This window comes from Mesorhizobium montanum (genome assembly GCF_033977145.1).
GTDB lineage: Bacteria > Pseudomonadota > Alphaproteobacteria > Rhizobiales > Rhizobiaceae > Mesorhizobium > Mesorhizobium montanum.
In genome coordinates this window covers 40,448-55,355 of sequence record NZ_JAVIJF010000032.1, presented here as the reverse complement: position 1 = coordinate 55,355, position 14,908 = coordinate 40,448, and the positions used below count along the sequence as shown (strand labels likewise).

The 14,908-nt window shown below is 57.1% G+C and carries 10 protein-coding genes; 7 read left to right on the top strand and 3 right to left on the bottom strand.

Features of this window, described 5'->3' with window-relative positions:
• Nucleotides 1–371 precede the first annotated feature (371 nt).
• Nucleotides 372–1,058: a transposase gene (locus tag RFM68_RS31035; RefSeq protein ID WP_320236782.1), complete on the top strand. Its 687-nt coding sequence runs from the start codon at nt 372–374 to the stop codon at nt 1,056–1,058.
• A gap of 314 nt (nt 1,059–1,372) precedes the next feature.
• Nucleotides 1,373–1,675, top strand: a complete 303-nt coding sequence (locus RFM68_RS31030; RefSeq protein ID WP_320236781.1) for a DUF982 domain-containing protein — start codon at nt 1,373–1,375, stop codon at nt 1,673–1,675.
• Between the two features lie 233 nt (nt 1,676–1,908).
• Here the strand turns inward: RFM68_RS31030 and RFM68_RS31025 are convergent, their stop codons facing one another.
• The 3 genes from RFM68_RS31025 to RFM68_RS31015 form a co-directional block, all read right to left on the bottom strand.
• The gene (locus tag RFM68_RS31025; protein ID WP_320236780.1) at nt 1,909–2,937 is read right to left on the bottom strand and encodes an LLM class flavin-dependent oxidoreductase; all 1,029 of its coding nucleotides are present in this window, start codon (nt 2,935–2,937) and stop codon (nt 1,909–1,911) included.
• A 134-nt stretch (nt 2,938–3,071) separates the two neighbouring features.
• A complete protein-coding gene (hisC, locus tag RFM68_RS31020; RefSeq protein ID WP_320236779.1) occupies nt 3,072–4,172 on the bottom strand; it encodes a histidinol-phosphate transaminase in 1,101 nt (366 codons plus the stop codon).
• A gap of 553 nt (nt 4,173–4,725) precedes the next feature.
• Entirely contained in the window at nt 4,726–6,156 is a 1,431-nt protein-coding gene (locus tag RFM68_RS31015; RefSeq protein ID WP_320236778.1) for a dicarboxylate/amino acid:cation symporter, read from the bottom strand.
• A gap of 229 nt (nt 6,157–6,385) precedes the next feature.
• Between RFM68_RS31015 and RFM68_RS31010 the strand changes: the two genes are divergently transcribed.
• The 5 genes from RFM68_RS31010 to RFM68_RS30990 all read left to right on the top strand — a co-directional run bounded on the left by RFM68_RS31010 (nt 6,386) and on the right by RFM68_RS30990 (nt 14,395).
• Nucleotides 6,386–8,266, top strand: a complete 1,881-nt coding sequence (locus tag RFM68_RS31010) for a sensor histidine kinase (RefSeq protein WP_430694989.1) — start codon at nt 6,386–6,388, stop codon at nt 8,264–8,266.
• The gene (locus RFM68_RS31005; RefSeq protein WP_320236777.1) at nt 8,263–9,636 is read left to right on the top strand and encodes a sigma-54-dependent transcriptional regulator; all 1,374 of its coding nucleotides are present in this window, start codon (nt 8,263–8,265) and stop codon (nt 9,634–9,636) included. The genes RFM68_RS31010 and RFM68_RS31005 overlap by 4 nt, the downstream gene beginning before the upstream one ends.
• Before the next feature lie 401 nt (nt 9,637–10,037).
• Nucleotides 10,038–11,069, top strand: coding sequence for a LacI family DNA-binding transcriptional regulator (locus tag RFM68_RS31000; RefSeq protein ID WP_320216508.1), 1,032 nt, complete (start codon nt 10,038–10,040; stop codon nt 11,067–11,069).
• 452 nt (nt 11,070–11,521) lie between these two features.
• The gene (locus RFM68_RS30995) at nt 11,522–13,456 is read left to right on the top strand and encodes an acyltransferase family protein (RefSeq protein WP_320236776.1); all 1,935 of its coding nucleotides are present in this window, start codon (nt 11,522–11,524) and stop codon (nt 13,454–13,456) included.
• Between the two features lie 189 nt (nt 13,457–13,645).
• A complete protein-coding gene (locus RFM68_RS30990) occupies nt 13,646–14,395 on the top strand; it encodes a carbonic anhydrase (RefSeq protein ID WP_320236775.1) in 750 nt (249 codons plus the stop codon).
• The last annotated feature ends 513 nt before the right edge of the window (nt 14,396–14,908 follow it).

Sequence of the window (14,908 nt, the reverse complement as noted above, 5' to 3'; positions counted from 1 at the left end):
GGTCCGGCGTTATCATCTGCTGGCGAGTTCTTCATGCGCGCTGAACACAATCGAGATGCAGCAGTTTTTCAATTTCAAGAAGAGTTCCCGAGTTCCCCGAAGGCAAGATGCGACATTTGATCCGATACTGCACCGCCCTGCAGCTTCGGACGCTCAAGCGTTTCCGAGCCGAATGCATCCACTCCCGTAGCGTTGCAGCCATTTCTCCTCGCGCGGAGGCCTGCGCTCGGCCCGCTTGCGAAACACTGGCGCGACCGGTGTCACTTGCTCGTCGAGGGACTTTTGGGATAAAGCTCCGCGCGAACCATGAAGCGCCAGGAGTTCCGAGCGGCGACTTCATTCTTTTATTCGTTTCTCATCAGGAAGGAACTATGAGGCGGCAAACGCGACCATTCACCGTGGAAGTCAAACAGAAGCGCCGTTATCAAAAGACCGCCCGTTCCATCTGGGGCGATTTCGACATCGCCGCGGCGATGGGCGAAACTTCAGAGGAACTCCAGAAGAGTCAACTGCCAAATCGTCAGCTTATTGACTCTACTGTCGTGGCCATTGATGCTGAACCTTTGCACAAACCGCAAATGGAGAATTTCATGGCAAATCGCCTGGAAACCGAAACAGCAGTAATTCCTACCGAACCGGCAGCCGAAGCGGAGACGTCAAAATCGAGGGCGAGAACACCGCGGTCGAGGAAGCCAAAGGCTGAGCCGAGCGCGCCTGGCCGCAAGAACGGCGCCAAGCCGACATCCGCGACCACTGAAGCACCGCCATCGGCACGGACAGGCCGCAAGGTCTACTCCGTAAAGGAGCGCGGCCAGAAGCTCGCTCAGATCGAGACGTTGATCGGCGGCGGCGCCACTCTCAAGAGCGCGGTGAAGCAGGCCGGCATCTCGGAACAGACATATTATCTTTGGAAGAAAGCGGCGACGCCTGCAGCGGACAGCGACGAGCTGAAGGATCTCGTCGCGCTCGAGGAAGAAAACAAGCGGCTGAAGAGCCTGCTTGCGGATCGTCTGCGCAAGGAAAATACGGAACTGAAGAAAAGGCTTGGGCTGGATTAATTCAGCCTGAGCTTGCGGCTTCCCATATCGGCGCGCTGCCAGGCGATGTCGTGCTGTCTTTCGCTGCGTTGCGGTGAACGACCGGGTTGGGTGACTGGGTTCACCGTTCATCGGCGGCGGCCAGAACGATCGACATTGTCGACGTGGCCAATTTTGCGGCAGTAGACTGGTGATCGATCCATTTCCTTCCGAGGATGAATTGCCGACTTTTCTCTTGAAGCGTCATCGGGCTGACAACACATTCTGCAATGGTCGGCGGGTTTCGATGACGCCGCTTGGCAAGTCGGCTGTTCAGCAGGTCGGGAGGAAACGAAATGAAGGCGCAGGCCTTCGGCAGTCCGATTTTCGTGAAGCGTGCCGCCTATGTCGTGCAAGAGATTGCGGACCTCGAGGACGCCATCGATTTTCTCGATGAGTGGCCCGAAGATCGCAGGGACCTGATTCACGAGACTGCCTTTAAAGCATGTTTTGACGCTTATGAGGGGAACAAGCCCTTAAGCGCAGCCCGCGCTGCCTTTTACGGCTTTGCGAAACGGGCCGCCATATTGGAAGATTCAACCTCGGCGATGCAGTGGATTGCCGCCTGCAAGACGGGCAGTGGCAAACGGTCCGTGTGAACAGCGACGTTGAGCGAGGGGGCTGGGAACGTGGGGCAATGTGGTCCCGTGAAGTGTCGCGTCCCAGAAAACCAGTTCTAACCATCGTCCGGAAACGGCGTCCGACCTAGGCAGGCATAGCGATGGAATCCCACGTCGGCCACGCGCTGCAAGGCTATGGTCTGGCAGCGGGCTGGTTGCTGGTAGACGCCGCGGGCGACTCCTTCGAGCCGCCCTACGCCACGTATTCATGGTCAGCCAATTCGGGTCATGATTTCAGAATGAATCGTCACTGCAGTGTACAGAGACGCTTCCAATGGCAAATCCCCAAACGCGAGCTGGCAAAGAAGATAGTTGGCCCCAGCCACTTCCAACTGACCAAGAAGAGCGTCCCGCACAAACGCTGCCGTTCCCGTTATGCACAGTTCACTTTCAATCGCCGCTTCGAAGGTCAGCGGCAGGTTTGGTGGAGTTGGAATGCCATTGAGGTCGTAAAGAAACTTGAAGCTCTTGAGCCATGTTTCATAAGCAGGTGCCGCGATCGAATATGCATGCGTGTCAGAACGCCCAATCACGATCATGCGCAGCAATCCCAGCAACGGCGACGGATTACCTTTGTCAGTGGTTTCCTCCCGCTTGGCGCGGAAGGCGTCGGTAACTTTGCGCACGGAGGAGCTATGCCCCACGCACGCGAGATTTGCGCCATTCGCGGCAGCCCAACCTGCCGATTCGGGTCGATTGGCGGCGACCCATGTCGGAGGACGCGGGCGCTGATGGGGTCTAAGCGTCAAGGGAACGCTATTCAGCTCAAAGTGGCGGCCCCGATAGGATAACTTCCCGCCTTTCATGGCGGCGATTACGATTTCGCTGGCTTCCGAATAGCGGCCTGGCACTGCGTCCGCGCCAATCCCAAAATAACCCAATTCGGCTGAGAGAGAGCCTCGCCCTATACCGAGCTCCACCCTACCACCGCTCAACTGGTCGAGCATACAGATCTCTTCGAACGCCCGAAGCGGATGGTAAAGGGTAAGGAGCATCACCAGCGGACCCACACGCAGTTGGCGGGTGCGCTGTGCGACGCTCGATAAGAAGAGATTTGGCGACGCACCTCTCCCATGGGGGGTGCAGTGGTGCTCTGCGAGATGATATGCATAAAAGCCGAGGTGATCGCAGGCCTCCGCCAGCTTGAGACGATCGGCGTATTGTAGGCCGATGTCGCGACCGTCCTCATCCAAGTGATCGAAGATTCCGAAGATCGGCTTCGAAGGCAAGACGTTTTTCACTCTATTGTCTCCGGAGTTTTGACGCGGAAGGTCCTTGCTTCGAACGACGCTCGAAACGCTCAGAGCAACGACATATTTTTGCGAAGCAACCCCTGTCCGCAGGGATATAAATATGATTTCTATAGGCAGATGTGTTATACTTGCTGCTTTAGTATTCTTAGTATATCAGACGTCTCAGACAGCAGTATGTCCATTTGTTCTCTTGCGCCTATGCTTACTCTTATGTGTTCTTTCAAAAATGACTCGGAAAAAGCAGCGACCAGTACTTTCCGCCGCTTCAACGTTTTCTGCCACCACCTACCGTCTTGTCCTGGCGGCACGCGGGCTAGCAAGAAATTTGCATGCGAAGGCGTTACGGAAAATCCCATTTGCGAGAGCGCGAAGGACACGCGCTCCCGTTCCTGCTTGATGTATCTGTGGTTCTCTTCATAGGCGTCGCGATGCGCAAGGATGCTGACGCCAACCGCATGGCCGATCACGTTCATGTTGAAAACATTTTGGATGTTGCGCAGCCTTCCAATGATTTCGGGGTGCCCCAATCCAAAACCGATACGGATACCGGCGGCGGCGTAGCTTTTTGAAAATGTCCGTAGCAGCAGAATATTGGGATAATGATCGATAAGGCGCAGGCCATTATCCGGGGCGAAGTCGACATAGGCCTCATCCAGAACAATCAGGCGATCCGACTGCGCCGCGAGGCATTCGATCTCGGCCACCGAAACGAATGTTCCAGTTGGATTGTTCGGATTAGCTAGAAGAATGAATTTGGCGCCTTCTGCGGGACCAGAGAGCAATTCCTTTAGCGGCAGGACATCAGATTGACCGCATTCGATTTCAAGAAATTGAGCCCCCTGCAACATGGCGAGTTTGCGGTTGAACGAAAAGCCTGGCGATAGCATCGCCACGCTGTCGCCAGGGGCGAGGAAGGCCCTGTAGATGAGTCCCAGCAGCTCGGAGGATCCGTTTCCGGCAATCACTTGATCCTTGGTGAGGCCGTAGGCATCAGCCGCCGCTTCCCTCAAGCCGATGTTGTCGTGTTCTGGATATAGATACTGCTGCTCAAGGGCGGCAATTGCACTTTGCATTACGACTTCCGGCATCGGAAATGGATTCTCGTTCGTATTCAACCGGACGCAGCTATCGTCCAGCGAATGGCGATCGGAGGGCAAAGGCTTTAGTTCCCTAGGCACCTGCGAAAACGACGAAAGCACGCTTTTTAGTTTTGTTCCCGACATATCCTCTCCAGTCGACATGAGGGCTCAATTGTCCACCCTCAACTTGCTCATGTTTAGCTCCCCGCCAATTTCGCGCACCCAATGTATAAGTGCGAATATCCTTTCTTCTCTTAGGTTATTTCAACTCATATTAGCTTACTTGTAAGTCAAATTATTGTTTCTATTGCTACCAACATTAGCTCATCGGCTTCATCTGCCTCCACGCGATGGTTTTAAGGGGGCATGACGAAACGTCTATTTCAAAGGCTATGCTTCGCTTATGCATGCCTCGCCGTTTGTTCATCGACATATTGGAGGCTGGTTGCGAAGCGGCGTTGATCTTCGCCAGATTGCTTTTCGACCACGGCTAGTGAGGCGCCACAGTATTTCTACCGCTCGCGTCAATAGCCGGCCAGGACCGCCCGATCCTCGTGCTGGATTTCCCGGGGTCGATTCGTTTGAATCTCTATGGTCGACACGGCGCCGGTGAACAGCGCTCCAGGCAAAAACCCGCATAGTGATGAACGTTGTTTGCGCAAGCGCGATTGGGCTGCTGTCGCCGCGTTTGTTTTCATCAATCCGCGAGTCCTCGCTTGGTGTCTGCGGCTCGCCCGTGCTGTGGTGGTGACCGATCCGGCGAAGGGACGGGTCGCAACGAGGCGGCCTCACTTGGCGGCTGCGGGACGGGTGGCTGGCCGGCCAATGTCTCGGCAAGATGATGCCCTGCAAACGCGGCTTCCAACTGCGCCTGATCCAGTTCGCCTTCCCAACGGGCGATCACGAGCGTTGCCACGGCATTGCCGATGATGTTCGTAAGGGCCCGGCACTCGGACATGAAACGGTCGATACCGAGGATCAATGCCATGCCAGCCACCGGAACGGACGGCACCGCAGAAAGAGTAGCGGCCAGCGTGACGAATCCGGCGCCGGTGACCCCCGCCGCCCCCTTAGAGGAAAGCATAGCAACGAGTAGCAATAGGATCTGATCGCCGATCGAGAGATCCGTATTCGTCGCCTGGGCGATAAAGAGGGCCGCGAGCGTCATATAGATGTTGGTGCCGTCCAGATTGAAGGAATATCCCGTCGGAATGACCAGGCCCACGACTGAACGCTTGGCGCCAGCCTTCTCCATCTTCTCCATGAGAGTGGGCAGCGCGGCCTCCGAAGAGGACGTTCCAAGAACCAATAGCAGCTCTTCCTTGATGTACCGGATGAGAGAAACGATCGAGAAGCCATTGAAACGGCAGACCGCGCCGAGAACGATAAACACGAAGAGAAAAGCCGTGAGGTAGAACGTCCCGACCAGCATTGCGAGATTGACGACGGAGCCGATGCCGTACTTGCCGATTGTGAAGGCCATGGCGCCGAACGCGCCGATCGGGGCAGCCTTCATCAGGATGCCAACGAGCGCAAAGATCGGCACGGTGAGCGCCTGGAGGAAGGAACTGATCGGCTTGCCCATCTCTCCAACCATCGCAAGCGCAATGCCAAACAGGACCGAGAAGAAAAGGACCTGAAGGATGTCGCCGTCTGCAAAGGCGGCCACAATCGTGGTCGGAATGATGTTCATCAGAAAGCCCGTCACGGACTGCTCGTGGGCCTTTGCGGCATATGGATTGACGGCTTGGATATCGAGCGAGGCCGGATCAATGTTGAGGCCGGCGCCCGGTTGAACGAGATTGGACACGATGAGGCCGACGATCAGTGCCAGCGTCGAGAAGGTGAGGAAATAGACCATCGCCTTGCTGGCTACCCGGCCGACCTTTTGAAGGCTGTGCATGCCGGCGATGCCGGTCGCGACGGTCAAAAAGATCACCGGTGCGATGATCATCTTGACGAGCTTGATGAAGGCGTCACCAAGCGGCTTCATGTTTTCGCCGATTTCGGGGTTGAAATGGCCGAGCGCGACACCCAAGGCGATGGCGGCAATCACCTGCACGTAAAGCCGTGCATAGAAAGGCTTGCGAGGCGCGACATTTGCGTGGGGGCCCTTTGCGGTCAACATAAATCTCTCTCCCAGACCGGATCTCGGCAGTGCCTCTCCTCCCGGGTTATTCCCGATCGCTGCGTTCCGGTCGAACGCTGCTGCGCTGTTCGTCGCAAGACATATGCCAACCGGAGAGGCCGAGCGGATCGCGCAATTTCGGATGTTTTCAGGGAGGTTGCGCCACGCATGTGTGTGAATTTCCGCACTCCGTGGTTCCATTTGGCGAAATCCGGCACTAAGGTTGAGTCTGGAGAACGCGGTAGCAAACGACGGCATCAGCGAGGGTGGCTTGCATAAGGCCCTTTTCAACTTCCCTGGCAGATTGGGCACCGGCAGGTTTCTCTGGCTTGTGGTTTTGTTTGCACTTCTTGGTCCGGGGCTCGGTTTTTTTGTTTTTGCAGCCGGCCGTATTGCCGGCACCAAAGCTGAGTCAGACCTACGCGACCGTGCTCTTGCCGCGCGCCCACTTGCAGCCGACACTTTGAAAGGAGACGTCGAGAAGCAGCGATTGATTCCGCGCGTCTTGGCTCGTGATGGTGCGGTCCAGGAGATGCTTCGCAGTCCGGGCACCGGTGGGAAAGCTGCGCTGGATGAAAAGCTTCGAGCCATCGCGCGCGACGCCGCCTCTTCAGTCATCTACGTCATCAACAGTGAGGGAATGACGGTTGCTGCGAGCAATGCCGGCGAGCCCACCAGTTTTGTCGGCCGCGATTACCGTTTCCGTCACTACTTCGTTGAAGCGATGGCGAGCGGCATGGCCACGCAATACGCACTCGGTACCGTTAGCAAGCGCCCCGGCCTCTTCTTGTCGAGCCGGATCGATGGACCGGAGGGGCCACTCGGTGTCGTCGTGGTGAAGGTCGAGCTCGACGTTGTGGAGTCGAGCTGGCGCGAGAGCGGTTTCGTGGTCTTCACGAGCGACGAGCGCGGCGTCGTCCTTTCGACCAGCGTGCCTCAATGGCGCTTTGGCGCTCTCTCTCCGCTTTCCAAAAAAGAGGCAAAAATCGCCCGCGATCGTCTGCAGCTGCCTGGCGCGGCCTTCGAGCCCGTTCCGCTTTCGCACCGCGGCGGCAACCTGGTCACCGCAAGTACCGCCGACAAGGCAGCCGGCTTTGTCACGGTTTCGCAGGATCTCGGCAAAGTGGTCCCAGGTTGGCGGCTGTCACTGCTCATTCCTGCCGATGCAGAGATTTCCGCGGCGATGATGACAGCCCGCGCGACAGCACTGCTTGGCCTCGTGCTCGTGGCATTTGCCGTTTCCGTTATTGTTCGACGGCGCCGGGCGATCCGACAACGGCAGGACGCGCTTGCGCACATGAACGCGGAACTGGAACATCGCGTCAACTTGCGTACGGCAGAGCTCCGCCGCTCGAACGAAGCGCTCGCAGCTCAGATAGCCGAGCGCGAGAATGCCGAGGCAAGGGTGCGCCGGTTATGTGAAGAACTCTCTCAGGCGAATCGCCTCTCAATTCTTGGACAGATCGCAGCCGGAGTTGCTCACGAGATTAACCAGCCGGTGAACGCAATTCGCACCTATGCCGAAAATGCTTCACGTCTTCTCCAAGGCGACAGGCCGCGAGAAACCGCCGGGAATTTGAAATCGATCATCGCTATAACGGGACGTATCGGGGCGATCACCGAAACGCTGCGGTCGTTCTCTCGCCGCGCAACCGGTTCCGTGGGGCCAATATCGGCGGAGGAGGCGATCGACGAGGCGCTTTCGCTCCTTTCGGGCCGCATCCGCGAATGCGGCGTGACGATCGAACGGCAACGGACAGATCCGTCTCCGACGGTGATGGCAAGTTGCGTTCGGCTGGAGCAAATCCTGGTCAATCTCTTGCAGAATTCGCTCGATGCCCTGAAGGGCCTGCCGGGGCCGCGGATCGAGATAGCACTTGCCCAGAATAAGGAAACAGTCACCATTTCGGTTCGAGACAACGGTGCCGGCCTCGCCCCTGAAATTCGCAAGAGCCTCTTCATGCCGTTCACCACAAGCAAGGAAAAGGGGCTCGGCCTTGGCCTGCTTATTTCAGAGGAAATCGCCCGCGAACTCGGCGGCTCGTTGCGGCTCGATACCAGCCACGAGAGGGGGACTTCCTTCACCATCGAATTGAGGCGTGCCGAATGAGTGGCGAAAAAGGGCCTGTCATCTTCGTTGACGACGACGAGGATCTGCTGCCCGCTGCAGGGCAGATGCTGGAACTTGCCGGCTTTAGCCCTATCGTCGTCAATTCCGCCGAGGCCGCACTCGCCAGAATCGACGAGAACTTCAATGGTCCCGTCGTCAGCGACATCCGCATGCCCAGAATGAACGGGCTTCAGCTCTTTGACCGGGTGAAAGCAATCGATACGGACATCCCTTTTGTCCTTATCACTGGGCACGGCGACGTCGAACTCGCCGTTGCCGCCATCAAGGACGGCGCTTACGATTTCATCTCCAAGCCATATGAGACCGACCGACTTTTGGTGACGCTGAATCGCGCTTCCGAAAACCGGCACCTAGTCCTGGAAAACAGGCGCCTCAGGGATGCGGTCGTCCGATCCGCGGGCGATATGCCTCTCCTAGGGAACGCGCCGAGTATGACATGGCTGCGAGAAACGATTCGCCAGATCGCCGATACGGATGTGGACGTCCTTGTGGAGGGTGAAACCGGCACGGGTAAGGAGGTGGTCGCGGATCTGCTTCACCGCTGGAGCAGACGAAGTAGCAAGCCGTTCGTGGCCTTGAACTGTGGGGCGCTGCCCGAAAGTGTCATCGAAAGCGAACTTTTCGGCCACGAAGCAGGCGCGTTTACCGGTGCGCACAGGCGTAGGATCGGTCGCCTCGAATACGCGAATGGCGGCACGCTATTCCTCGACGAAATTGAGTCCATGCCGCCTGCACTCCAGATTAAACTCCTAAGGGTACTCGAGACCCGCCAGGTCACGCCACTCGGAACCAACGAAACCCGCAGCATCAATGTTCGTGTCGTGGCTGCGACGAAGGTCGATCTGAGCGATCCGGCCGCCCGCGGTGACTTCAGGGAAGATCTATATTTCCGTCTGAACGTCGTGACGGTCAATATTCCGCCTCTTCGCGAGCGGCGCGAGGACATCCCGATCCTCTTTGCGCATTTCTTGGAACGCGCGTGCAAACGCTTCGGCAAGCCAGTGTGGGAGATAACCGCGGCCGTGCGTAATCATCTCATGGGCCATGATTGGCCCGGCAATGTCCGCGAACTTGCGCATTTCGCGGATCGGGTTGCATTGGGACTTGAAGGGGCGCCGAATTCGCCCCCTGGAAAAAGAGACGCTGAATTAAGTCTCTCTCTTTCCGAAAAGGTTAGTCTTTATGAGGCGACCGTTATCCGCAACGCATTGCGGGAATGCGATGGCGACGTGAGGAGGACGACCGAGTTTCTGCAGGTGCCCCGCAAAACCTTCTACGACAAGCTGAAACGCTATGGAATAATTCCGGGCGCGTATCGAAGCAGCCGCGATTGTTCGAAATCTTCTTGAACTCGCCCGTCGCCGAATGGCTGCTATGGGCTTGTGGGCACCGGGAAAATGAAAGCTGCTTGCGCCCAACAATACACTTCTCCGGTGCGGATACGTCAGGGGCGCGCTCTGGCGGTGTGCGGATCGTCTCGTGAGAGGGGGCGCCTGATGATCGGGCCGTTTGGGATCAGTCCTTTTTGGCTCCGAGACCTGAAAGACCTCGTGCTGCATATGTGTTCTTTCGGTCGATGCGTGTCGATGCAGTTGCGTCGAACTGCCAACGAGCACGCACCGTAATCGCCGAATCCGGCGAAGAAGGGATCTACTGCGACATCGCGGCATCAACCGCAGGCTGACATATTCTGTCAAATTCCGTGACCCCGTCCTGTATGTTCCCCATGACTTCCTGTTAGACTCGAATCATGACTAAGCGCCCCACAATTGCAGATCTCGCCCGCGAAGCCGGGGTTAGCGTAGCGACCGTCGATCGGGTTTTGAACGGCCGTCGACTGGTGAGGGAACAGACCGCACGACGGGTCTGCGAGGCGGCCCGCGTCATCGGCTACAACGCAGCTGGTCTGATGCAGCAGCGCGCGCAGCGGATTTTGCCGGAGTACCGATTAGGCTTTATTCTCGGAATGCCGGCCGAGCATTTCTATCAGGATTTCGCGCGAGAGATCAAAGCTGCTGTCAGCGCGGCACAGTCCTTCCGGGGCATTCCAGTCGTTGAATTCGCGCCGTCGCATAGGCCTGGCGACCTGGTCGAGCTGCTCGAGGACATGGGTGCACGCTGCCACGCGATAGCGATGATGGCACCGGATCATCCAACCGTCACGGCAGCTGTCGAAGAACTCAAATCGAACGGAACCCCGGTTTTTTCGCTGCTTTCCGATTTTGCCGCCGGCGTGCGCGAGGGCTATCTGGGCCTCAACAACCGCAAGGTTGGACGGACGGCCGCCTGGATGTTTTCCAAGGTTGCAAAAAGGCCGGGCAAGGTGGCGGTCTTGGTCGTCAGCCACCGTTTTCAGGGTCCCGAATTGCGAGAAACCGGCTTTCGCTCATACTTTCGTGAGAAAGCGCCGATGTTCGAGGTGCTGGACACGCGCGTGAATCTCGATACGCGGCAAACCACCTACGAGGCCACGCTCGATGTCATACAACGCGAATCCGAACTTGTCGGCTTGTATGTCGCCGGCGGAGGCACGGAGGGCGCCATCGCTGCGCTCCGGGAAGAGGGCGATGGTCGGAATCTCCTCGCGATCGTCAACGAGATCACGCCAGAGTCGCGGGCAGCACTCGCGGACGACCTCATTACGATGGCGGTTGCCACGCCCCTGCGCCCGCTTTGCCAAGAGTTGATGACGCTGATGGCCAGGGCAATCGAGACAGGCACCGCGGAGGCGCCATGGCAGACGTTTTTGCCGTTTGAGATTTATCTGCCGGAAAACATTTGAGGCGAGATTCGCTCTCTTTGAGCGGTTCGCTACGACAGAGAATAACGACAGAATTCCATTTATCTCATCACCGGAAAACGTTCATCGACTCTGCTTCCGTATTCTTCTCGTTCCGGTCTCGACGAACTGCCCAGGCAATCGCTTCTGCAATGGGTGAGAGAAAAAGTCGCCGTTCAATCGTTATGCAGCCGCCCTACTATCCATGGTATGGATGAGTGCCATCGAAACAAATGATTTTTCGAATTTTTTGAAATGATGCAAATCTCGATCTGACTGGTTTCAAAGCACGTCGAGCACACGTATGCAAATGGCGCTCGTAAGCATGGAAGTGAGGTCCAGACTTGGGAACTCGGTGACGCGAGGAACTCAAGCGGTAGGATAACACCACGGTCGTCTTCGTCACTGTTGTGGCACTCTCACTTTAGTAAAATCACCTCTATATCAGGTAGTCTATGCCGCGATATTTGCGAACCGATATTCAGGCCTTGCGAGGCTTGGCCGTTTTTCTGGTTGTTCTTTATCACGCCCGTCTTGGGCCGGGCGCCGCAGGTTATCTTGGCGTTGACATTTTTTTCGTCATTTCGGGGTTCCTGATCACAGGCCTCGTCAGGACGCATGTTGAACAATCACGGTTCAGCTTTTGGGAGTTCTACTACCGGCGTGCTAAACGCCTGTTGCCGGCTGCCTATGTCGTCATTGCGCTCACGACGATCGCTGCGCCTTTCTTCCTGTCGGAGGTGGAGCTGAAAGGGTTCCAAAACCAGGTTCTCGGGGCCCTCACATTCACCAGCAATATCGTTCTCTGGTTTCAGTCCGACTACTTCGGTGGCGCCGCCGAAACGAAGCCCCTCCTGCATTTCTGGTCGCTCGCTATCGAGGAGCAGTTTTATTTGCTGCTCCCTGCCTTCTTGGCGTTGGCTCCGAGGAGATGGTGGCTGACAGGAGTAGGCGTGCTCCTCGTTGCCAGCTTCTCGCTATGTCTTTATTTAACCTCCCGCGATCCATCCGCCGCATTTTTTCTTTTGCCGACCCGATTTTGGGAAATGGCCCTGGGGTCATTCGGGGCCTTGCTTCCCATCAGCCCCAGCGTGGCTGCCAGGCTTCCGAAGCTGCGCCTCCCGGCGCTCACACTGCTTCTCTTTGTTGCCGTTGTCCCCACTGGGTCCCCTCATCCGGTCGATGCGGCTGTGGTTTGTCTCGCAACGCTGGTCTTCCTGCTTGCGCCCAGTAGAGATAATGTGGCGGTTCGAGGCATGGCGAGGATAGGAGACGTCTCGTACTCGCTCTATCTGATCCATTGGCCGGTGCTCGTCTTTGTGCGGGCCGCTTGGCTTGCAGATACACCTGCCCTTGCGATCTACGCGGCAGTTGCTTTCTCATTTGTCGCGAGCTGGGTTCTTCACCGTTTCGTGGAAGAGCCGTTCCGGCGGGGATATGCGACGTCCCGTGTACGGCTGGCTTCGGGTCTCCTTGCTGTATCGGTTCTGCTCGGCTTGTCGCCCTCGCTCGCCATTGCGGCGACCCAGAGCAACATTGACTTTGCCTATATCCGACGGATCAACGAGGGTTTGGGACCAGCGTGTGATTTCAGGCCCGGATCGCCCCCTCAGGAAATCCCTCGGAACTGCCAAACGACAAACAAGCCCGAGTTGCTGGTCTGGGGTGATTCATTTGCCATGGCGGTGGTTCCCGGCTTGGCCAAGACAATCGGAGAAACGGGACTGGCTCAGCTCACGATGAGCGCGTGCCTCCCTGCTGTCGGAATAGCTGGTTTCTCGAAGTCGCCGACAGCGTCTCCCTATTCCCGCGCCTTCGGCGAGAGCTGTATTCGCTTCAATGACAGCGTTTTGCGTATCTTGAAAGCTCGACCCGAAATAAAGACCGTTGTCATTTCAAGCCCGTTTGGCGTCGCGGCGCCGGGTGAATTCATGCTGCTTAAGAGGACCAAAGATACTTTCACCGAGGTCAATCTTTCTATTGATGAGGCCGTTGATGGCATCAAGGCTCTCGTCGAAGCCGTCCGCGCCTTGGGCAAGCGAGTGGTCGTTCTTGCTCCTCCACCAGTTGGGAACATCGACATCGGTGAATGTCTTGAGAGGAAGGCACGTGGAATTGTTATTGTCGGGCTTTACAGTGACTGTAAAATATACGTCGCGCAATACCGTCGAAGCCATTCCGACACTCTCGAGCTCTTGAATCAGGTGGCCTTGAAGGCTGGCGTAGAGGTCATTTCTTATCACGACTTTCTGTGCGACGGCACAGCATGCAAGACGGAGATCGATGGCAAATTCCTTTACCGGGACAGCGGCCACCTTTCCTATGAAGGATCAGAGATAATCGCTCGCCGGACAAGACTTGCCGAGAGGCTGATTGCGGCTGCTCGTTAGAGCTGATGAGATGGTTTGAAGCAGCCAGATTCGTCCCATGGTTCGAAAGCTGGAGGGTGAAGCTTGGTTAGCTAAGCTAGGGCCAATGTCGGGACCCGATCAACTCGCTGGATCGAATGCGTCTGTCCTCGCAACGGCCCCTTTTTGCAATTGGAAGAGCATCAATTCGCGTAAGGAAGGGAAAGCAAGATGCACCGTCGTCACCTGATCAAAGGGTTCGTTGCACAGGGCGCTTGCCTCATCTGTGCCGCGGCCGCGCGTGCGGATGGGACCCATTGGGGATACACTGGTCAGGTGGGGCCCGAACACTGGGCCGATCTGGACAGGAAGAATTTCGTCTGTTCGGCGGGTACGCAGCAATCACCCGTTGATATTACCGACGCCGTCAAGGCCGACATGCCGCCTATCGCAGTAGATTGGCACAAGGGCCGCCGCAAGATGGTGAATAACGGCCATACCATTCAAATCAATATGCCGGAAGGCAGCACGCTGACCCGCGGCGATCGCACTTTCGAATTGATCCAATTCCATTTTCATGCGCCAAGCGAGCATCGCATAGCTGGCAAGAGTTTCCCGATGGAAGTGCATTTCGTCCACAAGGACACAAAGAGCGACAGCTTTGGTGTCCTGGGAGTCTTTCTGATACCAGGCGCGACAAATGCCAGCTTTGAAAGCCTGGCAGCAGTCTTCCCTGCGTGGCCAGGCGCGTCAATGGCCGCCGATATCGATCCCAGCGGGCTTCTCCCGGCCTCGCTCAGCTACTGGACCTATGAGGGATCATTGACGACGCCGCCCTGCACCGAGAACGTTGAATGGATGTTGGCAAAAGAACCGGTAGAGGTCGACGCTGCGGATATTGCTCGATTTACCTCGCTCTATCCCCAGAACGCACGGCCTATCCGTTCACCTAATCGGCGCTTCATCCTCGACTTCAACTGAGGCCTTAGAATGCGGCAGTAAAGAACGTTGACCGCCAGAGGAGGCGGCCGCAGAACGCGAAAGGCGACCGCCTTTGTTGCCCATCCGATGAAGATGAAAGCAGCCGGATCATTGCGGCCGAGATAACCGCAATGCAGGCCGGCTTCGTTAATGCGCCAGCGATGTTTCATCGGCACCGAGCGCATTTCGTCCATAAAAGTTTTCGGGCCGCAGACTTCCGGCTCCGGGCATGATCGCCTGCCGATAGACAGGGCGAGGCTCTATTTAAGGCACCGCCACTCCGCGATGAGAGCCCCGGCTAAAAACCGGGTCGGCATCGAGCAACCGCTACGGATCTCCACCACACATCCCAGATGCGGCAGCGCCTAGTCTCGGCGCCGTTGGCTTTTCGGTGGAGGCCCGCTTCTGGATCGGTAGTCGAGGCGTACGTATCGTCCGACCGCTTTTAGCCTCGGAAGTTCGATCGCCGTTGCGCCCACCGGCATAAAGGCGTGGTACGTTCCGCGCCGCAGC